This is a genomic window from Leucobacter komagatae (assembly GCF_000834055.1).
Classification (GTDB): Bacteria; Actinomycetota; Actinomycetes; order Actinomycetales; family Microbacteriaceae; genus Leucobacter; species Leucobacter komagatae_A.
The window spans coordinates 66,684-88,592 of the sequence record NZ_JXSQ01000002.1; the positions used below are offsets into that span (position 1 = coordinate 66,684).

Below are 21,909 nucleotides of genomic sequence, written 5' to 3' on the forward strand. Positions count from 1 at the left end.
ATCTTGCGCCCGACTGGAACCGGGCGGCATGGCCATTGGGTCGTGCCGCCCGGTTTTCTGTTTCCGGGGACCAACCCGGGAGCGCCTTCGTGCGCGCTGGGGCAGATGTCCTCAGCGTTTCACCCTAGAATAGGTAGGTTGCCCTGAACGCAGGGGCTCTCCCGCTACGAAAGAGTGTGTTGCTGTGATTGTTGTCGAAGATCTCGCGATCGACGTGGGCGCAAGGCGCCTGATGGGCGAGGTCTCGTTCCGCGTGCACCCGGGAGACAAGATTGGTCTCGTCGGGCGAAACGGTGCGGGCAAGACGACGCTGACGCGCACCCTGTCGGGGGAGCTGCAGCCCGCCGAGGGCTCCATCCAAGTGACGGGGGAGCTCGGCTTCCTGCCCCAGGATCCGCGCACGGGGGATCCCGAGCAGATCGCGCGGCACCGCATTCTTGATGCGCGCGGCCTTGGCACGCTCAACAAGAACATGGCGAAGGCCTCCGAAGAGATGGGGTCTGACGACCCGAGGATCGCCGAGAAGGCGATGAAGCGCTTCGGCAACCTCACGGACAGGTTCCAGGCGCTCGGAGGCTACGCAGCCGAAGCAGAGGCCGCGTCGATCTCGAACAACCTCGGCTTGCCAGACCGCATCCTTGACCAGCCGCTGAAGACGCTTTCTGGCGGCCAGCGCCGCCGCATCGAGCTCGCGCGCATCCTGTTCTCTGACGCTGACACGATGATCCTCGATGAGCCGACCAACCACTTGGACGCCGATTCGATCGTCTGGCTGCGCGAGTTCTTGAAGGGTTACAAGGGCGGCGTCATCATCATCTCCCACGATATTGATCTCGTCGGAGATACCGTCAACCGCGTCTTCTACCTTGACGCGAACCGCCAGGTCATCGACGTCTACAACATGGGCTGGAAGCTGTACCAGCGCCAGCGCGCCGCCGACGAGGAGCGTCGCCGCAAGGAGCGCACCAACGTCGAGAAGAAGGCATCGCAGCTGAAGGATCAGGCTGCCCGCTTCGGTGCGAAGGCGTCGAAGGCCGCCGCCGCGCACCAGATGGTCGCCCGCGCGGAGCGGATGCTCTCGGGGCTCGAAGAGGTGCGCCAGGTGGATCGCGTCGCGAAGCTCCGCTTCCCGGACCCCGCGCCGTGTGGCAAGACGCCGATCATGGCGGAGGGGCTCTCGAAGTCTTACGGCTCACTCGAGATCTTCGCCGGCGTCGACCTCGCGATCGACCGTGGCTCGAAGGTTGTGATTCTCGGGCTGAACGGTGCGGGCAAGACGACCCTGCTGCGGATCCTTGCGGGCGTCGATAAGCCTGACACCGGCGACATCGTCGAAGGCCACGGCCTCAAGGTCGGCTATTACGCCCAGGAGCACGAGACGCTCGACGTGAAGGCGAGCGTGCTGCAGAACATGGTTTCTGTGTCGCGGCACCTCACCGAGACCGAGGCCCGCAAGGTGCTCGGCTCCTTCCTCTTCACGGGGGACGACGTGCTGAAGCCCGCAGGTGTGCTCTCCGGCGGCGAGAAGACGCGTCTCGCGCTCGCGAAGCTCGTGGTGTCGAGCGCGAACGTGCTGCTGCTCGATGAGCCGACGAACAACCTCGACCCGGCGAGCCGCCTGGAGATCCTCGACGCCCTCGCGCACTTCACCGGTGCCGTTGTGCTGGTCTCGCACGACCCTGGTGCCGTTGAGGCGCTGAACCCAGAGCGCGTACTCATCATGCCAGAGGGTACAGAGGATCACTGGTCCAAGGAGTACCTCGACCTCATCGAGCTCGCCTAACCACCGGGTTGTGGCGCGGCCGAGCAGGCGCTGCCTGCCGCGCTAGTTCGCTGAGCCCGGTTCACCGGCCCCTGCAGGGCCTGACGAGGCATCTTCTGCGTTGGGATCGGGATCGGCGTTGGGATCAGCGTCGGGATCGCCTGAGCGGGCGCCAGCGTCAGCCTCGCCAGCATCTGCGTCCCTCGTGTCAGAGCCGGCAGCGGGGTCGCGCGGTGAGAGCTGCGCGATGATGAAGGCGGCGCCGTCCTCCTGCATGCCGTTCTCGTAGTAGGCGACGTGACCCGACTCCTCCATCTCGAGCGTCGACTGGCAGATGAAGTCGTCCGCAACACAGTAGTCGCGAAGCCGATCATTGTAGGCGGAAAGGCTTTCGGGCGGGCGGGGGAGGAGACCGTTGATGTCCTCGGCAAAGTCGCCGTACCCCGTCGGGTCAGAACCTACGAACCGTGGGTTTCCGTACAGCACGACGGCGATGATCCGCTCAGCCGCCTCCGCGGTGAGCTCACCGACCTTTGTGCCGACAAGGCGGGTGTCTGGCGCGCCAAGTGCGTCGCCAACAATGAGGGCGCCCTGTGAGTAGCCGAGCAGCACGAACTGCTGTTCCGGGCACGCGGCAGCCTGAACGTTGAGCGTATCGATAAGCGTGCGTGCGCCGCCTGTCGCGCCAGCGAGCACCTCGGTGTCGGCAGGGTAGTTCAGATCCACCCGGCTGACCTCATCTGGCCGTGCCTCAGCCACCGCGCGCGCGACGGGACCGAGCAGCTGTTTCTTGCGGGGCTCGCCGGTGCCGCGGGCGGTGATCACGAGGTAATTGCTGCACTCGCGCGCCTCGACGACGGGCTCCGGGTGGGTCTCGGCATCGTACTCATCGATAGCCGCCGGGGGCGTTGGGTCTGTCGTGACCTCCCGCAACGACTCGAGCGATGCGGTCGGATCTGGTTCGGGGGCGCAGCCCGCGAGCAGCGCTACGCTGAGCACGACCCCGCAGAGTGCCCCGATTCGTTTGGGAAGCGGTGTGACGCGGTTACGCATCGAGCAACGCGTCCTCAACATCTGCGTCCGTTGGGCCGCGCCGGGCCTTTCGGGCACGAGACTTCTTCTCCATTGCGAGCACTTCGTCGCTCCCGGAGTTCAGGTTCTTGAACTCCTGCCTTGCGGCGATCCCAACCCCGATTCCCGCGATGATGATGAACACGTACCACTGCAGTGCGTACGACAGGTGCGGGCCCTCATCGCGCTCCGGCTTCGGGGGCAGGATCCCGTGCTCAGCCGTCGGGGATTCAGACACGAGCATTCCGTAGGTTTCAGAGTAAAGTTCACCCGTCACCCCGGTCACGCGCGCAATCTCCGGAACGTTGATGCTCGCGACGGTTCTGCCTGCGGAGCTCCGCCCGGCGACCTCCGGCTCGCTCGCGCGCAGCCGCACCACGACCTCCACGTTGCCGGTTGGGGGTGCTGGCACGGTGTCGAGCACGTCGTCGATGTCAGTCCCGCTCGCGACAACCCAGCCACGGTCGACGAAGAAGAGGCTGCCATCGGTGAGGCGGAACGGCACAATGATGTCTGCGCCGACGCCCTTGGGGCCTGGCCTGTTGCGGGAGAGCACTGCGGTGTCCTCGTAGCTGCCCTCGAGTGTTACCGTCAGCCACTTGTGCTCATCGACGTCGAAGTCCGCTGGCGTTGTGAGCGCATCGGCCAGGGGAGCGGGTGTCGCGTCGTAGTTCCTGTCGATGCGTGAGATCTCAGCACGCGCTTCGCCGCGGCGCTCGAACTGCCAGTTGCCGAGATAGACGCACGCGATCGCGAATACGACGAACAGGGCGAAGTACCCGATCCACCGGCGGGAGTACAGGAAGGACCAGCCAACCTTGCTCTCACTGTTGCTCATCGAGCTCTCCTACTGTGACGATTTCGAGCGGAAAACTTCGGTCGCTGAGAAACGAAGCGAGTACCTCGCGATGCTCATCGCATGCGAGCCATGTCTTCCTACGGTCAGGGGTGTGGATCTTGGGGTTGCGCCAGAGCAGCCCCCACGCGGCTGCGTCACGGCATCCGGCGCGCGAGCAGGTGTGGCGGTGCTCCATGGGGGCGCCGAGGTTGATCCCTCCGAGCGTCATGCGGTGTCCTCGTCCCGGCGAGTGTCCGTTCCGGTGCTCGCGCCGTGTGCGGCAGGCGGCTCAGCTTCCGAAGCGTCCGAGCTCGTCATCGGGTCGGCAGCTGGTGCCGGCCGAGCCGCTGCGCGGCGAACCGGTTCAACGTCGACAATGAGGAGCTCAGGGGAACTCTTCTCCTGCTGCGCGCCTGCCGGGTCATCGCCGGAGGAGAGCTCAAGTGGATCTGGCACCGCAACCTCCTCCTCGCCGCCGTACGCGACCGCATTTCCCACCATTACTGCGAACCACGGGAGCACGACCGATCCGATCGCTGGGATAATCAGCCACCATCCGCTCACCCAAAAGAGCGAGAGTACGCAGGCGACTCTGAGTGTCATCGCGATGAAGTACATCCGCATGCGATGAGCTCGATCCTCGGCGGGGTTCACCCCGGCCGAGGTCACCCTGTAGCTCGGCGTTTCGCCGCTCTTTTTTGGCATCGGCTCCCTCATTCAACGGCTCTAGTTTACGGCTTTGGGCGCCGCGCCGCCTGAGCGTCCCTCTGCAACCATATTTCTCAGTGTGGCACCGGGATTCGCTAGGCTGATTGGCATGAACGCAAGCATCACTCCCGGCACCGAATTCACCGCGCGTACCGTCCTCATTACCGGCGGCAACCGTGGCATCGGCTACGCCATCGCAGAACGCATGATTGCAGACGGCCATCGCGTCGCAGTGACCTCGCGCTCGGGGGAGGGCCCAGCAGGCGCGCTCACCGTCCGAGCCGAAATGACCGACTCGGCGTCGATCGACCGCGCGTTCAGCGAGGTCGAAGAGCAGCTCGGGGCCGTTGAGGTGCTCGTCGCAAACGCGGGCATCACCCGCGACACACTGCTGCTGCGCATGTCGGAGGAGGACTTCACCGAGGTCATCGACACGAACCTCACCGGCACCTTCCGCGTCGTCAAGCGCGCTTCGAAGGGGCTGCTCAAGCAGCGCTTTGGCCGAGTGATTCTTATCTCGTCCGTCGTTGGGCTGTACGGCTCGGCCGGTCAGATCAACTACTCCTCATCGAAGGCAGCCCTCGTCGGCTTCGCCCGCTCACTCACCCGCGAGCTCGGCAGCCGCGGGATCACGGCGAACGTCATTGCGCCGGGCTTCATCGACACCGATATGACGGCCGTGCTTCCCGAAGCGCAGCAGCAGCAATACCTCGCGTCGATCCCGGCCGCCCGCTTCGGGCAGGTTGCGGAGATCGCCGGGGTAGCATCGTTCCTCGCCGGCGAAGATGCAGGCTACATTTCGGGCGCGGTCATCCCCGTCGACGGCGGCCTTGGGATGGGCCACTAGCGCAGACGGTCACCGCATACGACAGCAGGCCGCCACGCCCGAGGGGAGTGGCGGCCTGCTGCGTACGATCGGCAGCGCTCCAGCTAGCTGAGCCTGTCGAGCAGCGCAATCGCGAGAGCAAGGTCGTCGGTGATTGAGACGTCGGCCTGCTCCGACACGATCGGTTTCGCGTTGAAGCCCACCCCAATAGCTGCGACCGCCATCATCCGCAGATCGTTGGCGCCGTCGCCAATGGCGATGGTCGCGCTGAGCGGGATTCCGCTCGCCTCAGCCCACTCCGCGAGCGCGACGGCCTTTGCTTCCGCGTCAATAACCGGGCCAACCGTGCGCCCTGTGAGTTCTCCGCCTTCGACCTCGAGCCGGTTTGCGCGCCAGAAGTCCAGCCCGAGATCCTCCGCGATCGGATCGAGCACCTCGTGGAATCCGCCAGAGACGACGCCAACCTTGCCTCCTCGCGCGTGGACGGCGGTGACGAGCTCCCGAATTCCGGCGGAGAGCCGAACCCGCCCGTACGCCTCAGCAAAAACGGTGTCCGGCGTGCCGCGGAGCGTCAAGACGCGCTCAGCAAGGCTCTCAGCGAAATCGAGTTCGCCGCGCATCGCCCGCTCAGTCACTTCCGCGACCAGTTCGCGGGTTCCCGCCGCGTCGGCGAGGAGCTCAATAACCTCATCTTGGATGGTCGTGGAATCGCAGTCGAGAACGACGAGTGGGGTAACGCTCATAGCCCCAGTCTAGAGATAGGCTTGAGTGTATGACGACCGTGCTGAGCCTCACTGACGCGAGCTACATCCGCAATCGCCGCCCGATCCTCGACACCGTGACGTGGCAGGTGGACGACAGTGAACGTTGGGTCATTCTCGGCCCGAACGGGGCGGGGAAGACGACGATCCTCAAGCTCGTCACGGCCAACGACTTCCCGACGACCGGCACCGTTGACGTGCTCGGCGAACGACTCGGCAAGGTGGACATTTTCGAGCTGCGCAACCGCCTTGGGTTCGTCTCTAGCGCCACCGCGCGACGTATTCCGCCGAATGAGCTCGTGCGTGACGTCGTACTCACGGCCGCCTACTCGGTTGAGGGGCGATGGAACGAGCAGTACGACGCGATCGACGTGCGCCAGGCCGATCGCGTGCTCGCCGAGTGGGACCTGCTCGAACTCGCCGACCAGGCGTTCGGAACGCTCAGCGATGGTGAGCGCAAGCGCGCACTCATTGCGAGGGCGGTCATGACCGACCCCGAACTCCTCCTCCTCGACGAGCCGAGCGCGAGCCTCGATCTCGGCGCGCGCGAACGCCTCCTGCAAATGCTTTCCGGCTTCGCCCAGTCGCAGTATTCGCCAGCAATGGTGATGGTGACCCATCACGTCGAGGAGATCCCGCCAGGGTTCACCCACCTACTGCTCGTGCGCGACGGCAAGATTCAGGCTGCCGGTCCGATTGCCGACACGCTCACCGCGGAGAACCTCGAGGCGACGTTCGGAATGCCGTTCGAACTCACCGTGAGCCGTGGTCGTTACGCCGCTACGGCACGCTCAACATCCGCTTAATCACAACCCCAGCCCGACACGCGGTTCGCAACACGCTAGAAACGGGCGCGCGAGCAGTTTGGATCTGCTAATATTGATCCTTGGTGCGGTGACGCCGCAAGACTTCTGCGTTCGGCCTTCCCGCCGAATCAGCGAGACGCAACAATATCGAAGGACAGTCATGAAGACCGAGATTCACCCCGAGTACAACGCCATCGTGTTCCGCGACCTTGCGTCGGGGGAGACCTTCCTCACGCGTTCGACCCTCACGAGCGAAAAGACCATCGAGCTTGACGGCGCCACCTACCCGGTGCTCGACGTCGAAATCTCCAGTGCTTCGCACCCGTTCTACACGGGCAAGCAGCGCATCATGGACTCGGCTGGTCGCGTCGAGAAGTTCAACCAGCGCTTCAAGGCCTTCGGCGCCTAAGCAGCTGCCGCAGTACACGTACTGCAACAAAGGGCGGGAGATCCATTTCGGATCTCCCGCCCTTTTGCTGTACCGGCGCCTGGCTCCTAGCCGCGCACAGGCCACCCGCCCTCAGCGACGAAGTTCGGGTCGCGAGCGCGTCGCATGTACTGCTGGAAGTTCTCAGCCTGCGCCTTCGCCCAAGTCACCTGAGCGGCGTGGATCTCATCGAGGTCGCCGGGAAGCGTTGCCGCGTACTTCCTTGCGAGGCACTGCATCACCTTTCCCGAGGCGATGGCGTCTTCCCCTGCATCGTGCGCGTTACCCAACTCGACGCCATAGTGTTCGGCGACCGCAACGAGGGTTCGCTTGCCCTTGCGGAACCGATCGAGTTGCTTGTCAATGATGAGCGGATCGAGCACCGGAGCGACATCAGCCTCGCGAACTCCGTACCTGCGCTGTTCTGCGCGCAGCAGTGAGAGGTCGTAGGGAGCGTTGTAGACAACCAGGGGGAGCCCGCGGTCAATCATTTGCGCGATCCGCTCCGTTATTTGCGCCACGCCGACGGCAGCGTCGATACCACTCGATCGAGCGATTTCGGTGGTGATGCCGTGCACGCGGACCGCGGCATCGGGGATCTCAACCCCCGGGTCGAGGAGCCAGTCGTAGCGCTCGGCTACCTCGCCGTTTTCACCGAGCAGGGCAAGCGTTGCGCTCACGATGCGTGCCGTGTCGGTCTCGACACCGGTTGTCTCGGTGTCGAAGACGGCCAGCTGAGCGGCCCAGAGGGGAAGTGCGTCGTTCACGGTGATCCTTTCGGTTACTTCGATAGTACCGATAGCCACCGACGCGAGCCCGTCGCGCAACATTGGGTGCGCTCGGCGCGTGCAGAGGAGTGACAGGCTGTGCCCGGTAGCATCGTCTCTGTGCCAGACCACGTGCCCACTCTCATCCCCACGCTCGGCATCGACACCCGCGACTGGGTGTACGGTGACCCCGCTGGGAGACCGATCGTGCTCGTTCACGGATTTCGCGGCGATCACCACGGACTCGAGGGCATCGCGGAGGCCCTTGCGGCGGCGCAGCCGTCGCTTGCGATCCACGTCCCAGATCTTCCCGGTTTCGGGTCGACGCCGGCTATTCCCGGGCGCGCCCACGACCTTGAAACCTTCGGGCAGTGGCTCGTCGCGTTTACCGAGAACGTCGCCCCGGACGGCGCGATCATTCTCGGGCACTCATTTGGGTCACTCGTGGTGAGCTCCGCGCTGCATCAGGGCGCGCGCGCAACGCGCGCGATCCTCATCAACCCGATCTCGGCCCCGGCGCTCGAAGGCCCCGAGGCGTTCCTCACTCGGCTCGCCATCCTGTACTACCGCACTGCGAACGCGCTTCCCGAGCGCGCTGCGCGATCCCTGCTCGGAAACCCGCTGATTGTGCGCGGGATGAGCGAGGTCATGGCGAAGACACACGACCGCGAATTGCGCGCCTGGATCCACGATCAGCACCGGAGGTATTTCTCGCGGTTCGCCGACTCTCGTTCGTTGCTCGATGCGTTCCGCGCGTCGGTGTCGCACACGGTGGCCGAGTTTGCGGCCGACTACGACATGCCAACGCTCGTGATCGCGGGGGATCGGGACGACATCACGCCGCTCGCGCGACAGCTCGATCTCACGCGGCTGCTTGGGGAACCCGAACTCATGATCCTGCCCGGTGTTGGCCACCTCGTTCACTACGAGGCCGTCGCTGATACGGTGTCGCGAATCGGCGAGTTTCTCGCTCCGGCGCTCAGCGCGTCGCAGGAGTCCAGCGCGTGAGGCTCGTCTCCATCGACGACCTCGCTGCACCCGAGCTCGTCGACTACACCCAGCTCACTGACGTTGCGCTGCGGCGGGTTCGTGAACCAGCTGAGGGGCTGTACATCGCCGAATCAGCGAAGGTCATCGAGCGCGCCCTTGCGAGCGGACACGTTCCGCGGTCCCTGCTGCTCATTGAAGAGTGGGTGCCGAAGCTGCAGCACATTCTCGAGCAGTACCCCGACGTTCCCGCTTTCGTCGGCCGCTCTGAGCAGCTTGAACAACTTACCGGCTTTCACCTGCACCGTGGCGCGCTCGCGTCGATGCACCGGCCAGCGCCGCTCGACCCGGGGGAGTTGCTCCGCCAGTCACGGCGCGTCGTAGTGCTCGAAGACCTGGCCGATCACACCAACGTCGGAGCGATCTTCCGATCCATCGCCGCGCTTGGCGCCGACGCTGTGCTGCTGAGCCCCGCCTGTGCGGACCCACTGTACCGCCGTTCGGTGCGGGTGAGCATGGGCGCCGTGCTCCAGGTTCCGTGGGCGCGACTGCCCGACTGGCGAGAGGCCGGCCCCCTCATCAGGGGAGCGGGCTACGACCTGGTCGCATTCGCGCTGCGCGACGACGCCGAGGATCTCGCCGACTTCGTAGATGAGCTCCCCGAGAAACTCGCCCTCATGTTCGGGTCTGAGGGGCAGGGGTTATCGCATCGGGCGCTCGCTTCCGCGACACGGTCGGTGGTGATCCCGATGGAGCACGGCGTCGATTCTTTGAACGTGTCGACCGCCGCGGCGCTCGCGCTGTGGGCTGTGCGCACAGGGGATTCACGGGCCGCGCGATCCGAAGCGAATTCTGCGCATGAGATGATTCAGCCAGGGGGAGGGGGAGCATGAGTATTCCTGTTGCATCAGACACGCACCGGCGACTGCGCGTGCTCTGGATTCTGCTGTTTTGGCTAGCCATTGGGGTTGGCGCCTATATTTTCGGCGTGCTCAGCTCCACGGGGCAAGCCGTCGAGGACAATCTGCTGTCGGCGTCGGAGTTCAACACGCGGCCGCCAGCGCCGCTGAGCCTCGTATCGCCCTTCGCGATCGCCGTTGCCCTCGTTGCGCTCGGTATGGTCGCGCTCTGGGTTCACGGCATCGCGCGGGCATTGCTCGTTACGCTGGTGCCGGCGGTCGCGATCGTCGCCTCCCAGCTGCTGAAATCAGAAGTGCTTGGCAGGCCAGATCTGCTGACGCTCGCGGCAGAGAATTCATTCCCTAGCGGGCATATGACGGTATTTGCTACGGTCGTCGGGGCAACAATCTTTGCTGTGCCCCGCCGCATTCGCGCCCTGGTTGCGCTGGCGGGCGGCGTGCTGCTCGGCGTCGTGAGCTGGCAGCTGCTTGGCTACGGATGGCATCGCCCAAGCGATGTTCTCGGTGCACTCGCGCTCGCCGTTGCCGGTTTCGCGTTCGTCACGATGTTTACGCGGCTCGACCGCGCACCGGGGGTGTGGTTCTTGCGGACCGTATCGCTCGGGCTCGCGCTCGTCGGCTGGGTAATGATCGCCGGCTCGATGGTGATGACACTCGTCGCCTGGCGGTCGGCGAGTGCAGAGCTGATGCTCAGTGCTGGGCAGTTCGGCACGATCGCGGTGTCGCTCCTCGCTGCTCACTCGCTGCTTCGCCTCGCAGTGCTGGCGCGTTCTCCCAAAGCGGGATAACTGGGGGATTGCGCGATAGCGGGATAGCGTTAGGGAATGCAGCCGTTTACCCTTCGTACGCCCGACTATCTGCTCGATGCACTCACGCTGAGCGATGCGCCTGCAATCGCGGAATACTGCAGCGACCCCATCTTCGAAGCGTTCATGTCAACGCCGTGGCCGTATACGCTCGCCGATGCTGAGCGTTTTGTGGGGGAGTACGTCCCGAGCGCGTGGGCGAACGACACCGAGTGGACGTGGGCGATTCGAGCGGCGTCCGGTGGGCCGGTGCTCGGCGTGATTGGGCTGCGGCTGCCAAGTGGGATGCTCGGATACTGGCTCGGCGCACCGCACCGCGGGCGTCGGATTATGTCAGCTGCGGTCGACGCGGTTGTGGCTGCGGCCTTCGAGCGGACGGCCGTCGCTGCGGTGCGCTGGGAGGCGGTTGTTGGGAATGTCGCATCTGCCCGCACCGTAGCGCGTGCCGGCTTCACGTACACCGGCGAACGTCCTGGCGCGGTTCTCGGGAGAGATGGCTCCCACGTCCAATCGTGGACCGCCCAGCTTTCCCGCACCGATTCCGCGACGCCGCAGCCAGGCTGGCCCATGTGAGTGTGTGCGTGTGCGTGTGGGGGTTGGTGCGTGTGTGCGCTTGAGCGATTGCGCGCCTGTGTGGCTGCGCGCGCATGCCTGCGCCCGTGGCTGAGGTTCTCGAGTGCCCGTGGCTGAGGTTCTCGAGTGCCCGTCGAACGACTTACCGTATATTGCGATAATCTATATTATGTCAGTTCGTGTATGTTGACCCCCGCTTGTGCGTGCGCGCACGCGCCACGCGCGTGCAGCCGATGCGCGTTTCTATCTCGCTGTCCGCCAGGCTGATGCTGCCGGCAGGGCGCGGAGTACCGCCCGCGAGGTAACGGGGGCAGATTTGCCGCGTTGTCGAGCGCGTTTGGGCGCGGCGCAATGGCACGAGTACTGGGGTGTGCGCTTCGCTGTTAATTGACACCAGTTGATGAACCCTGGTTCTCACTGCTGTCCCATAGGGATCGGTGGGGTTTACCCTCGAGTTATCGGGGGTCTGCGCTATGTGAATGCATTCTGATTTCCGATTGAGTGGAACAATGAGCATGACGCAACACCACATTGATTCCCGGCACATAGCGAGCGCGGGCCCATATGGTGCAGACCCCCAAGCTGAGGAGCACCAACCTATGAGCTACATTCGCCAGTGGAAGCGTCTCCCGGCGCGTGCAGGATTTCTGCTGGGCAGCTTCCCGCTTGCGGTGTTCGCCTTCGCGGTGCTCGCGACGCTTTTCTCCGCCGGCGTGGGTCTTGCGATTGTCGGCATCGGAATTGTCGTCCTGCAGTACGGGTTGCGGTTCGCCCGTGTCCGCGGCGACGCCTGGCGAGCCTGGGTGGTGCGTGCTGACGGACGCTCGATTCCGGCCCCGAGGCCCGACCTCACGAACCCACAAGCGAACGTCGGCGCCCGGCAGGCAGGCGCTACTCCCCTGCCTGCCGAACACCGCGTTCGCGCGTTCTTGCACCCGCTCACGGTGACAAGTGACTGGCGGGCGATGCTGCATCAGGGGCTACTGGGTTTCCTGCTCACCATGATCACTTGGACGCTCGCTGTCACGTGGGCGGCGTTTGCGGTAGTTGGGCCCCTCTATTGGTTGCTGTTGCTCGTTGTCCCCCGCGGGCAGGACAATATTGGCCTCTCCCAGCTGCTGTGGCCCGACCGCGTCGGGCCCGGACTTGAGTTTGCCCCCGATCAGGCAGACTCGATCCTCTACGCAATCCTTGGCGTGATTTTCCTGCTGACGCTTCCCGTCGTCTACCGTGGTCTCACCGCCCTTCACTGGTCGCTCGCCCGTGCGCTGCTCGGGGAAACTCCCGAAGAGTCCCTGCGGCGAGTGGTTGCCGTGCTTGAGTCATCACGCGGCGCGGCTGCTGCGGCGGAGAACCGGACGCTCGGTCAGCTCGAGCGTGACCTTCACGATGGGCCACAGCAGCGGCTCGTGAGATTGCAGATGGACCTCGCCACCGCCGAGCGGCGGCTTGCTGACGACCCTGACGCCGCCGCACGGCTCCTGGGTGAGGCCAGGGGAACTGCGCAGGATACGCTCGACGAGCTGCGTGCCCTCTCCCGGGGGTTCGCTCCCCCGATCCTCGGCGACCGCGGTATCGGCGCCGCGCTTGAAACCCTTGCGGCGAGGGGCCCCATGCCCATTGACCTTCAGGTCACCGCGACCGCGCAGCTCAGCCCGGAACTCGAGCGCAACCTTTATTTTGTCGCAGCAGAACTCGTCACGAATGCGGCGAAACACTCCGGCGCGCAGCGCGTTACGCTGCAGCTAAGGGACGGGGTGGCGGCACGCGATGCTGTTGCTGTAGCCGGCTCACCCTCCGTCGACAAGGTGGTGCTTGAGGTGAGCGATTCCGGTCGGGGTGGAATCATTCCGCTGCCTGGACACGGCCTCGCGGGGCTCACTGAACGGCTCCGTGGCATAGGCGGCACCCTCACCCTCTCAAGCCCTGCGGGCGGACCGAGCATTGTGACCGCCGTGGTGCCCGTATCCTTAGGGGAATGACTGACGAACGACGCCCAATCAGGGTTGCACTCGCGGAGGACTCCGTCCTGCTGCGCGAGGGACTGATCCGGCTTTTTGACGAGGCTGGCTACGAGACGGTTGCCGCCGTCGGTGATGCGACCGCGCTGTTCAGTGCGCTGGATGGTAGCGATGGTGTCGCCCCGGTTGTCGCAGACGTAGTCATCCTCGACGTTCGAATGCCTCCCGAGTATCGCGACGAGGGCGTGCGGGCAGGGATCGAGTTGCGGCGACGTGATCCACGCCGTGCGGTCTTGTTGCTCAGTCAATACGTTGAGGTGGTCTACGCTGCAGAGTTGCTTGCCTCCGGCGCCGAGGGTGTTGGCTACCTGCTCAAGGATCGTGTGGCCTCGCTTGAGGAGCTCAGTGACGCCGTAGAGCGTGTTGCCCGGGGTGGCACCGTGCTCGATCCGCAGGTGGTTCGGGAGCTCATGAGTCGGCGCTCCGATCCGATCTCACACCTCACCGGCCGGGAGACCGAGGTGCTCGCCGCAATGGCGGAGGGGCGCACGAACCAGGACATCGCCGCCGCCCTCGTCATCGGGCTTGGTGCCGTCGAGAAGCACATATCGTCGATCTTCCAGAAGCTGGCGCTTGAGGACGCGAGCAGCGGGCACCGGCGGGTGCTCGCGGTACTCGCTTGGCTGCAGCGGGGCTGAGCAGCGAGCACCAGAACCGGAAACGACTCCTGTGGGCAACGCCTATCGCCTAGAATGGTCACGTTCATTGGCAACGTCGACCCGGAGGACCCCATGTCGCGATCGGTACTCGGTGACAGGATCCGCAGGAGCAATCCGCGCCAAGTCGGTGCTTGGTTGGCGATTGCCTGGGGCGCGGTGACGGCCGGCGTGCTCGCGGGTAGAGCGCTCCAGGCCGCAGCGGGCGAGCGCGAATGGGAGGCACTCCCCCTCGATACGCTGCATTTTGCGCTCGCAAGTGGGGCCGCCGCCATCGCGGCCTGGTTGGCGAGTGCGCTCAGTGCTCGCGGCGGGCGTCGGGCTGGATCTAAGGCAGGCCGCTGAGGCGCCTCCGCGTGGGTCCACCTGCGGCGCGCCGAGCCCTGATCACGATACGGTAACAACAAAAAGCCCTGATCGTGGCGAGATTATGTCTACACTACTGGTGTAGTCCAGCGCTTTGCCTCTAGGTATTGGTGAGCCGTAGCAGTAGCTTAGGTCTGTAACCCCACGGCCGTCACTTTGACGGAGCAAAGGAGACACAGGGCACCATGCCAGATTCTGAACATCGCGGCCAGCGCACGCGCAAGATCATCGAGCCCGCTCCCCCGCCACTGCCACACCCGGGTCTACTTCCCGGCATCGGCGTTGAGCAGACAGGGCTTCGATTCCCCACAAACTGGCTGGTGCTCAGCGTCACGTTTACGCTCACCGTTGCGGTCATCGCCTGGGCCTTCATCGCGCCGGACAATCTCGCCGCGGTTGGCGCCTCCTCCCTGGCGTGGGTGACCGAGCACTTCAGCTGGATGTTTGGCGCACTCGCTATCGCCGTGGCACTGTTCATGCTCGTCGTCGGGTACGGCAGAACCGGCGGGATCCGGTTGGGTGCTGACGACGAGAAGCCTGAGTTCTCAACCGCGTCATGGGTATCGATGCTGTTCGCGGCAGGGCTCGGTATCGGGCTGCTGTTTTACGGGCCCCTCGAGCCGCTCACCTACTTCCTCGACCCACCACCCGGACTCGACATCACGGCCGGGACGGCGGAGGCGGCGCTGCCAGCGCTCGCGCAAACGGTGCTCCACTGGGGCCCGATCGCCTGGGCGTTTTACGCGCTCGTCGGCGGTGCGATCGCCTACAGTGCGTATCGGCGAGGCCGCGCCCCGCTCATTTCTGCCCTGTTTGAGCCGGTATTTCCCGGCAGCAGCCACCGGGTGCTCGGCAGGCTCATCGACGTTTTCGCGATCATCGTCACCCTCTTCGGTACAGCGGTGTCGCTCGGCATCGGGGCACTGCAGATCGAGAGTGGCTTCCGCATGGTCTCGGGTCTCGGGCCAATGGGCAACGCCTTCCTCGTCGGCGCGATCGCGATCCTCACGTCGCTGTTCATCGCCTCCGCAGTGTCGGGCGTGAAGCGGGGCATCCGCCGGCTCTCGAACCTCAACATGATCCTTACCGGCGCGCTCGGGCTCTTTGTGCTCGTAGCGGGGCCGACAGTGTTCATTCTCAATTACCTCCCCGCCTCTCTCGTAGAGTTCCTCGGCCAGCTTCCGACAATGCTCGCCAGAAACCCGAACCAGGGGCCGGAAACCGCGGAATTCCTTGCGACCTGGACGACGTACTACTGGGCGTGGTGGGTATCGTGGACACCGTTCGTCGGCATGTTCATCGCGAAGATCTCTCGCGGCCGCACGCTGCGCGAATTCGTCACCACTGTCGTGCTCGTACCGTCGGCGATCGTGATCGCATGGTTCGTCGTCTACGGCGGCACGGCGATCTCGATGACGCTCGGTGGTGGGGATCTCCAGACCGGCGGGTCTGGCGAGGAAGTACTCTTCCGCATCCTCGAGCGGCTTCCCTTCGCCATGATCACCTCGGTGATCGCGATGGTCGCTGTCGTTGTATTCTTCGTCACCGCTGCGGACTCTGCCTCGATCGTGATGGCCTCCATGTCGCAAGCTGGCAGACCCGAGCCGTCGAAATGGGTGACGATCCTCTGGGGTCTGCTCCTCAGCCTCATCGCAATTTCACTCCTGCTCGCTGGCGGGCGCAACGCCCTCTCCGGTCTGCAATCGCTGATGGTGGTGTCCGCCCTCCCCTTCGCGTTCGTCGTGATGGGCATCATGTTCGCCTGGGCAAAGGACCTGCGAACCGACCCGTACATCATCAGGCGCCAGTACGCACGGGCCGCGATCGCGCAGGGTGTGCGGCGGGGCATTGATGAGTACGGCGACGACTTTGTGTTCGGCACGAGCGAGGTGCCAGCCGATGAGGGCGCAGGAGCAGGCTTCGACAGCTCCGATCCCGCGCTCACGGATTGGTACGTCGACGCGACGACAGGACCCATCGAGCGGGTCACAGCGGAGGACGTGCAGCGCACGCTCGAACCGGGCAGGATCCAGCCAAAGGGCCCGGCCCGGCCAGAGAACATCGCCTCGGGCGACGCCTCACTCGTTGTCGGTGAGCAACAGCCAGGGCAGTCGCAGCCTCCGCGCTCACCGCAAGCGGAGCCCGCGGCAGCTCCGGAAGACGAGGATCCAACCGATCCAACCGATCCGCCGAAGGGTCGCCACGGCGGAGCCTAGCCCGCGCCCAATGCGGCCGGGGAAGTTCGCTCCCCGGCCGCGGGTTAGGCTTCGGCCTGGTCCTCGAGGTGTCGAGAGATCACCTCGAGGGTTTGCGCGTGTGCGTCTCTAGCGCTGTCGCCGGCGGTTCGCGCAACCGCGTGCACCAAGACCTCAGCGAATAGCATGAGTGACACGCGGGACGCCTGCTCGAGCTCCCGAAGGAACGTTGCTCCTGCCGGGGCGATCACGAGCGAAAGATCAGCGACCTCCGTCAGTGCGGAGGCGGCAAAAGCGGTGATCGCGATGACTCGAGCGCCAGCTGAGGCTGCGGCGGCGGCGGCGCCCAGCGTCGTGTCGTTTGCGCCAGATCCGCTCACCACAACGCAGACGTCACGCTCAGATAGGTTCCGGGCTGCGATCTGTTGCGCGAGCGAGTCCGCGACGAATTCCGCGTACCGACCGTGGGAGGTGAGCCGCATTGAGAGCGCAGAGGCGACCGGTGAAGATAGCCCATTTGCTACGACGAGCACTCTGCGTGCCCCGGCGATGCTCTGCACCGCGTCCGCGGTGATGCTGGGATCGAGCAGGCTGGAGAGAGTAGCAAGCGCCCGCACGGTACCGCTGATCTCAGCTTGCATCTCGTCGAGTACCCCCGCCGGCTCCCCGATCACTTCAGTACCAGCCGCGCTCGACACATAGGCGCTTGGGCGAACACTGAAACCCGCGCCGAGACCCTGGGCGCCAAGCTCGGATGCGAGGGCCACTCGCAGCTGCGGGTACCCGCGATACCCGAGTGACTGACACGCGCGCATCACGGTTGTTCTGCCCACGCCTGCTCGAGCGGCGACCTCCTGCGCGGACCATTCGATGGCCGCCTCGGGGCGTGCGAGCACGAGCTCGAGCACCTGCCACTCGCTGGGTTGGAGGGCGTGCCTGAGCGCCCGGGCGCGTGCGGAGGGTTGCGCCGTCGGCGCGAACGCTGCTTGGTTCCCCGGCACCGTGGCTGACGCGGTCGCGTCGTGGTGTCTACTGTGCTGCACGTGCTATCCTCCCCCGGGTGATGCGGCGGCGGATCGTGCCAGAGGCCCAGTCGACGAGCACCGTGACGACGATGACGACGATGAGCAGCACGCCGACCGTTGACCACTCCCTGTACTGCGTGTACGAGGTGAGCATGTCCCCGATTCCACCCACGCCGATGAGGCCGAGTACCGCTGACGAGCGGACATTGATCTCAAACCGGTAGAGCCAGAATGACCAGAATGCCGGGGCAGCCTGGGGCCACACACCCCACCTGAGCACCTCTGTTGTGGTCCCGCCAGCTGCGTGCGCCGCCTCAATAGGTCCGCGCGGCACGGCCTCGACGGACTCGTAGCCCCACTTGCCGAGGGTCCCAACACCGTTTACCGCAAGCGCAAGCGCGCCGGTAAAGGGCGTGAGTCCCGTAACAGAGAGAACGACGATCGCGATGATGATCTCCGGCACCGCCCGAATGAGCGAGAACAGCCCGCGCAAGAGCATGCGCAGCCATGTTGGGCCGAAGCCGCGTGCCGCGAGGAGGCTCAGCGGTGTCGCGATGAGGATCGAGAGGATCGTGCCTACCCAAGCCATCTCTAGGCTGCGCCAGGTCTGCCAGAGCGCCTCCGGCAATTTCTCCCAATTAGGTGCCGCGAACATGAGCCCGCCGTACCTCAGGAGTTCACCAGGCAGGTCGGCAAGCCGAGCCCAGTTGACGTCAATCGACCAGAACGCAAGGACCACGATGGCAGTGATGCCAAGCACTGCGATGGTTTTCCCTGGCTGGCGCCGCCTGACGGGGAGCGCAAAGCCCGCGCGCGCACTCACACGAGCCGCTTCCGCACGGCAGAGCTGACGGCGTCAATGGCGATAACGATGATGAGGATCTCCAAGATGATGAGGGACAGCTGGTCGTAGCGATAGAACGTGCGGACGGCATCGATAAGGAGGCCGAGGCCGCCAGCGCCCACCAGCCCAAGTACGGTCGACGCACGGACGTTGAGTTCGAAGGTGTACAGCGCCTGGTTTGCGAACGCTGGCCACGCGTCTGGCAGGGCCAGACTTCGGTTGATTTGCAGCTGCGTGCCGCCGACCGCCCGTCCCGCTTCGATGGGCCCGGGGTCGTTGGTGTCGATTGCTTCGGAGACCAACTTCACCAGAATGCCAACGTTGAAGAGCAGCAGCGCGAGCATGCCAGGCAACGCTCCTACGCCCACCATCGCAACGAGCACCGCAGCGTAGAGCAGGTCAGGGACAGCACGCACGACGTTGAGAATGCCCCTGAGGAGGGCTCTTCCAGGCGCGAACGGGTTTGTGCTGCGCGCCGCCCAGAAACTCAGCGGCAACGCGACAGCCGAACCGATGGCGGTTGCCACGACTGCCATTTGCAGCGTCTCGACGAGGGGGCGGATCGTGCGAGGGAAAAACGCCCAGTCTGGTTGGAGTAACCGCACGAGCTTGTCGGCCCCGTTGTGCCAATTCCGGGCGATCGCGCCAAAGTCCACGCCGATACCGATCACAGGGAGGCACATCGCGACGGTGACGACCACGACGAGAGTAAACACCAGCGGGCCCCGCGCACTCCCGCGCGGCTTCGGGGGCAGCGTCACTGGGGTCACTCGTCGGCCCGATCCGCTGGGTTCGCTGCGCTTTCCCCGCGGGGATCGAGCCCCTGCCCGAGGGGCGCAGGGACCCCGGAAAGCCGATCCGCAGCGTTCACGGAGCGGCCGTAGATCTGTTCGAAGTCGGCGTCGCTCGCGGAGGCCGCTGGCCCGTCGTAGACGACCTTCCCCGCACGCATACCGATGAGACGGACACCGTACTCCCTGGCAAGGTCGAGGAGGTGGAGGTTCACCAGCACGGTGATCCCACGCTCCTCGTTGATCCGCCTGAGGTCATTCATCACGCTGTGCGCAGTCGGTGGATCGAGGCTCGCGACAGGCTCGTCCGCGAGCACGACCTTCGGTTGCTGAGATAGCGCGCGAGCGATCGCGACCCGCTGCTGCTGCCCGCCAGAGAGGTCGGAGGCGCGGGAGTAGAGCTTCGGAAGGATCCCAACGCTATCGAGCGCGGCGTACGCGAGCTGCTTGTCTGCGTCGCGATAGCGACCGAGCAGTGTGCGCCACAGGGGTGTGTGGGCGAGGCGCCCAACAAGCACGTTCTGCAGCACCGATGCCCGGCCTGCGAGGTTGAATCCCTGAAACACCATGCCGATCTCGCCACGAATCGCACGTAGCGCCCGTGGCCCAGCGCCGCTCACGGAGCGATCCCCAACAGCCACGCTGCCAGAGGTCACAGGGACCAGGCCGTTAATTGTGCGGATAAGCGTCGATTTCCCCGAGCCAGACAGTCCGACAATCGCGACCATCGTTCCCGCTGGGATGTCGAGCGACACGTTGTCGAGGCCGAGGGTGCCATTGGGGTAACGCACGGTAACGGCATCGAGGGAAATCGCCCACGGGGTGGGGGCAGCCGATGCGGCCCCCACCCCGCTGTTGGTCGCTGCGCTCACTTGAGTCCGAGTGCCTGGGCCGCGCGTGCCACGACATCGAGCGAGTCGGGGTTTGCCGGTGCGAGCTTCGTGATGGAGTAAATGCTTTCGAGGATCGCTGAGCCCTCTGCGCTCTCCGAGTAGGCGGCAAGCGCGTCGGTAATCCGCTGCTGCAGTTCAGGTGAGAGTGAACTCGAAAGCGCAACGCCGTCGTTCGGGATCTCCTCGGTCATCGCGAACACGACGACCTTCTCGCCGACGTCCGGGATGTCCTTCGCGACGATGTCGCGGGCATCCCAGAAGCTGAAGCCGACCTCTGCGTCGCCGTTGTAGACCGCGAGCACCGCAGCATCGTTTGCGGTGACCGGGATCTGCTGAATATCTGTGTCGATATCAAACCCGGCCTCCTGCAGGGCGAGCATGGGATAGATGTACCCGGCGGGAGACCCTGGGCCCAACGCCGCAACCTTCGCACCCTTCATTTTGGCGATGCTTGCGAGGCCGGCAGGCCCCGTGAGCGCGTCAGCGCCGTTGCAGAACAGCTTGCCATCGCGCTCCACCGGAGTGTCCTCGCAGTACTTGTCTGGAATGTTCGTCATGAACTGCGCTGGATAGGTGATGTTGCCGTTGCGCTCGGTCTGCAGTACCGTCTCGGCGCCGTACATGTCGTTCGCCTGCCACAGCTGGAGCGAGGGCAGGAACCCGATCTGCGCTTGTCCGGCGCCCATCGCCTCGACTGCCGCTTGGTAGTCCTTGGACACCACACCGGTGACCTCGATGCCGAGCTCCTCGGTGAGGAACTCGGTGAGTGGAGCCGCGGTGTCAACGAGGCCGTCCTGGTCCTGCGACGGCACGAGGGCGAGCACGAGCGAACTCGGATCCTTCGATGCAGCTTCCTCACCCGTGGGCGAAGCGGCTTCGCCCGAAGTAGAGCAGCCGGCGAGAGTAACGGTCAGGGCCGCTCCGACTGCCGCAGTGCGGAGTGCGTTGGTGCGGAGTGCATTAGTGCGGAGGGATGAAATGCGCATGGGATTCCTTTGGTGTTGGGTGGAGAGCGGAGCGAGTTTGAGGAGGAGGGGTCTGTGAGCAGCGTGCGGAGCGATGCGCGCCGACTAGTGCGCCGGGTACGGCACGGCGTCAGTTGAAACGAAGGGGACGTGACCAGGGAGTCGCGCCTACGACATGGTCACTCGGCGATGAGCCAGCGCGCGATGTCCGGGAGGACGTCTGTGACGGTCGTCCCAGAGAAGTCGGGCGTAGCCCAGCTGGGCTGGTGGGCCCCGACGAGCGCCGTCGCGTGCCCGCGAGCGGATGCGGGCTCAAGGTCGTTTTCCCACACATCTCCGACGCTGAGCACGCGCTTGCCTGAGCCGAGGCCGTCGAGCAGGGTCGCCATCCCGGCGGGCTTTCCCGCATCCGTGATGATCGTGTCGAAGAGGCCTGCCAAGCCGAGCGTTTCGAGTGCTGTGTCGATCCGGATGTCTGGAGCATTCGTGATGAGTACCCGGTCAGCGTCCGCTCCCCGGAGAAACGCTTCGAGCCCAGACGGGGCGGCGATCGGGGCGTGCACCGTAGCGAGGAGATCACGGCTCTCGAGGTAGGCGCGAGAAAGCTCACGGTCAGTTAAGCCGTACTCGAGTGCGGCCTGACGGACGAGGTCGTAGCCGTCGACGTAACGGCTGAGTTCACCGCTGAGCATGCGTGCTACGTCGCTGAGCAGATCTTCCCCGGCGCCGGCCGCTGCGGCGACAGCCTGAGCGTAGGCGCGCACTGGCCCGTCGCCAAGCGACACGGTTCCGTCGAAGTCGAAGATCAACACTGGGAGAGCGCTCACGGTGGCCTTTCGGGTGGGAAACCGCCCACCGGTCGTGGACGCACTGTCCATACTGCGCAGCGGATATGGACAGA

24 protein-coding genes are annotated in these 21,909 nt (G+C 65.1%); 12 read left to right on the forward strand and 12 right to left on the reverse strand.

Going from position 1 to position 21,909, the window contains the following annotated elements:
- Positions 1 to 184 precede the first annotated feature (184 nt).
- Positions 185 to 1,783 (forward strand): ABC-F family ATP-binding cassette domain-containing protein, encoded by a 1,599-nt coding sequence (locus SD72_RS01985; protein ID WP_042542767.1) that lies wholly within the window; start codon positions 185 to 187, stop codon positions 1,781 to 1,783.
- Between the two features lie 42 nt (positions 1,784 to 1,825).
- Here SD72_RS01985 and SD72_RS01990 read toward each other — a convergent pair whose 3' ends face one another.
- Genes SD72_RS01990 through SD72_RS02005 form a run of 4 tightly spaced genes read right to left on the reverse strand, consistent with a single transcriptional unit; the run spans position 1,826 to position 4,376 of the window.
- Positions 1,826 to 2,815, reverse strand: coding sequence for a cutinase family protein (locus SD72_RS01990; RefSeq protein WP_084766684.1), 990 nt, complete (start codon positions 2,813 to 2,815; stop codon positions 1,826 to 1,828).
- Positions 2,808 to 3,671, reverse strand: coding sequence for an SURF1 family cytochrome oxidase biogenesis protein (locus SD72_RS01995; RefSeq protein ID WP_042542768.1), 864 nt, complete (start codon positions 3,669 to 3,671; stop codon positions 2,808 to 2,810). The genes SD72_RS01990 and SD72_RS01995 overlap by 8 nt, the downstream gene beginning before the upstream one ends.
- Entirely contained in the window at positions 3,658 to 3,900 is a 243-nt protein-coding gene (locus tag SD72_RS02000) for a hypothetical protein (protein ID WP_042542769.1), read from the reverse strand. Before SD72_RS02000 ends, SD72_RS01995 begins: the two co-directional genes overlap by 14 nt.
- Complete coding sequence (locus SD72_RS02005; RefSeq protein ID WP_232299611.1) at positions 3,897 to 4,376, reverse strand: DUF3099 domain-containing protein; 480 nt, start codon at positions 4,374 to 4,376, stop codon at positions 3,897 to 3,899. The genes SD72_RS02000 and SD72_RS02005 overlap by 4 nt, the downstream gene beginning before the upstream one ends.
- Before the next feature lie 112 nt (positions 4,377 to 4,488).
- Here SD72_RS02005 and fabG point away from each other — a divergent pair, with 112 nt between their 5' ends.
- Entirely contained in the window at positions 4,489 to 5,226 is a 738-nt protein-coding gene (gene fabG / locus SD72_RS02010) for a 3-oxoacyl-ACP reductase FabG (protein WP_042542770.1), read from the forward strand.
- Positions 5,227 to 5,309: 83 nt separating this feature from the next.
- Here the strand turns inward: fabG and serB are convergent, their stop codons facing one another.
- Entirely contained in the window at positions 5,310 to 5,948 is a 639-nt protein-coding gene (gene serB / locus SD72_RS02015; RefSeq protein ID WP_042542771.1) for a phosphoserine phosphatase SerB, read from the reverse strand.
- A 29-nt stretch (positions 5,949 to 5,977) separates the two neighbouring features.
- Here serB and SD72_RS02020 point away from each other — a divergent pair, with 29 nt between their 5' ends.
- Both SD72_RS02020 and SD72_RS02025 read left to right on the forward strand, forming a co-directional pair.
- Positions 5,978 to 6,772: an ABC transporter ATP-binding protein gene (locus SD72_RS02020; RefSeq protein WP_042542772.1), complete on the forward strand. Its 795-nt coding sequence runs from the start codon at positions 5,978 to 5,980 to the stop codon at positions 6,770 to 6,772.
- Positions 6,773 to 6,932: 160 nt separating this feature from the next.
- Entirely contained in the window at positions 6,933 to 7,181 is a 249-nt protein-coding gene (locus tag SD72_RS02025) for a type B 50S ribosomal protein L31 (protein WP_042542773.1), read from the forward strand.
- Between the two features lie 86 nt (positions 7,182 to 7,267).
- Here the strand turns inward: SD72_RS02025 and SD72_RS02030 are convergent, their stop codons facing one another.
- The gene (locus SD72_RS02030; protein WP_042542918.1) at positions 7,268 to 7,966 is read right to left on the reverse strand and encodes an exonuclease domain-containing protein; all 699 of its coding nucleotides are present in this window, start codon (positions 7,964 to 7,966) and stop codon (positions 7,268 to 7,270) included.
- A 99-nt stretch (positions 7,967 to 8,065) separates the two neighbouring features.
- On the opposite strand from SD72_RS02030, the gene SD72_RS02035 reads away from it, so the two are divergent.
- The 8 genes from SD72_RS02035 to SD72_RS02070 all read left to right on the forward strand — a co-directional run bounded on the left by SD72_RS02035 (position 8,066) and on the right by SD72_RS02070 (position 16,511).
- Complete coding sequence (locus tag SD72_RS02035; RefSeq protein WP_052492388.1) at positions 8,066 to 8,974, forward strand: alpha/beta fold hydrolase; 909 nt, start codon at positions 8,066 to 8,068, stop codon at positions 8,972 to 8,974.
- The gene (locus tag SD72_RS02040) at positions 8,971 to 9,846 is read left to right on the forward strand and encodes a TrmH family RNA methyltransferase (RefSeq protein ID WP_042542774.1); all 876 of its coding nucleotides are present in this window, start codon (positions 8,971 to 8,973) and stop codon (positions 9,844 to 9,846) included. Before SD72_RS02035 ends, SD72_RS02040 begins: the two co-directional genes overlap by 4 nt.
- On the forward strand, positions 9,843 to 10,661 hold the full coding sequence (locus SD72_RS02045; RefSeq protein WP_042542775.1) for a phosphatase PAP2 family protein: 819 nt from the start codon (positions 9,843 to 9,845) through the stop codon (positions 10,659 to 10,661). Before SD72_RS02040 ends, SD72_RS02045 begins: the two co-directional genes overlap by 4 nt.
- Positions 10,662 to 10,697: 36 nt before the next feature.
- On the forward strand, positions 10,698 to 11,252 hold the full coding sequence (locus SD72_RS02050; RefSeq protein WP_042542776.1) for a GNAT family N-acetyltransferase: 555 nt from the start codon (positions 10,698 to 10,700) through the stop codon (positions 11,250 to 11,252).
- A 599-nt stretch (positions 11,253 to 11,851) separates the two neighbouring features.
- Positions 11,852 to 13,234: a sensor histidine kinase gene (locus SD72_RS02055; protein WP_042542777.1), complete on the forward strand. Its 1,383-nt coding sequence runs from the start codon at positions 11,852 to 11,854 to the stop codon at positions 13,232 to 13,234.
- The gene (locus tag SD72_RS02060) at positions 13,231 to 13,911 is read left to right on the forward strand and encodes a response regulator (protein WP_042542778.1); all 681 of its coding nucleotides are present in this window, start codon (positions 13,231 to 13,233) and stop codon (positions 13,909 to 13,911) included. Before SD72_RS02055 ends, SD72_RS02060 begins: the two co-directional genes overlap by 4 nt.
- Positions 13,912 to 13,965: 54 nt before the next feature.
- A complete protein-coding gene (locus SD72_RS02065) occupies positions 13,966 to 14,274 on the forward strand; it encodes a hypothetical protein (protein WP_042542779.1) in 309 nt (102 codons plus the stop codon).
- A gap of 206 nt (positions 14,275 to 14,480) precedes the next feature.
- Positions 14,481 to 16,511 (forward strand): BCCT family transporter, encoded by a 2,031-nt coding sequence (locus SD72_RS02070; protein WP_084766686.1) that lies wholly within the window; start codon positions 14,481 to 14,483, stop codon positions 16,509 to 16,511.
- Positions 16,512 to 16,555: 44 nt separating this feature from the next.
- Here the strand turns inward: SD72_RS02070 and SD72_RS02075 are convergent, their stop codons facing one another.
- From SD72_RS02075 to SD72_RS02100, 6 genes are all read right to left on the reverse strand, one after another.
- Positions 16,556 to 17,533: a MurR/RpiR family transcriptional regulator gene (locus tag SD72_RS02075; RefSeq protein WP_232299612.1), complete on the reverse strand. Its 978-nt coding sequence runs from the start codon at positions 17,531 to 17,533 to the stop codon at positions 16,556 to 16,558.
- On the reverse strand, positions 17,520 to 18,338 hold the full coding sequence (phnE, locus tag SD72_RS02080) for a phosphonate ABC transporter, permease protein PhnE (RefSeq protein WP_042542780.1): 819 nt from the start codon (positions 18,336 to 18,338) through the stop codon (positions 17,520 to 17,522). Before phnE (SD72_RS02080) ends, SD72_RS02075 begins: the two co-directional genes overlap by 14 nt.
- Positions 18,335 to 19,129 (reverse strand): phosphonate ABC transporter, permease protein PhnE, encoded by a 795-nt coding sequence (phnE, locus tag SD72_RS02085; RefSeq protein ID WP_042542781.1) that lies wholly within the window; start codon positions 19,127 to 19,129, stop codon positions 18,335 to 18,337. The genes phnE (SD72_RS02080) and phnE (SD72_RS02085) overlap by 4 nt, the downstream gene beginning before the upstream one ends.
- A complete protein-coding gene (gene phnC / locus SD72_RS02090) occupies positions 19,126 to 20,022 on the reverse strand; it encodes a phosphonate ABC transporter ATP-binding protein (protein ID WP_084766687.1) in 897 nt (298 codons plus the stop codon). Before phnC ends, phnE (SD72_RS02085) begins: the two co-directional genes overlap by 4 nt.
- Entirely contained in the window at positions 20,019 to 21,029 is a 1,011-nt protein-coding gene (gene phnD, locus SD72_RS02095; protein WP_042542782.1) for a phosphate/phosphite/phosphonate ABC transporter substrate-binding protein, read from the reverse strand. Before phnD ends, phnC begins: the two co-directional genes overlap by 4 nt.
- 158 nt (positions 21,030 to 21,187) lie before the next feature.
- On the reverse strand, positions 21,188 to 21,835 hold the full coding sequence (locus tag SD72_RS02100) for an HAD family hydrolase (RefSeq protein ID WP_042542783.1): 648 nt from the start codon (positions 21,833 to 21,835) through the stop codon (positions 21,188 to 21,190).
- Positions 21,836 to 21,909: the final 74 nt, after the last annotated feature.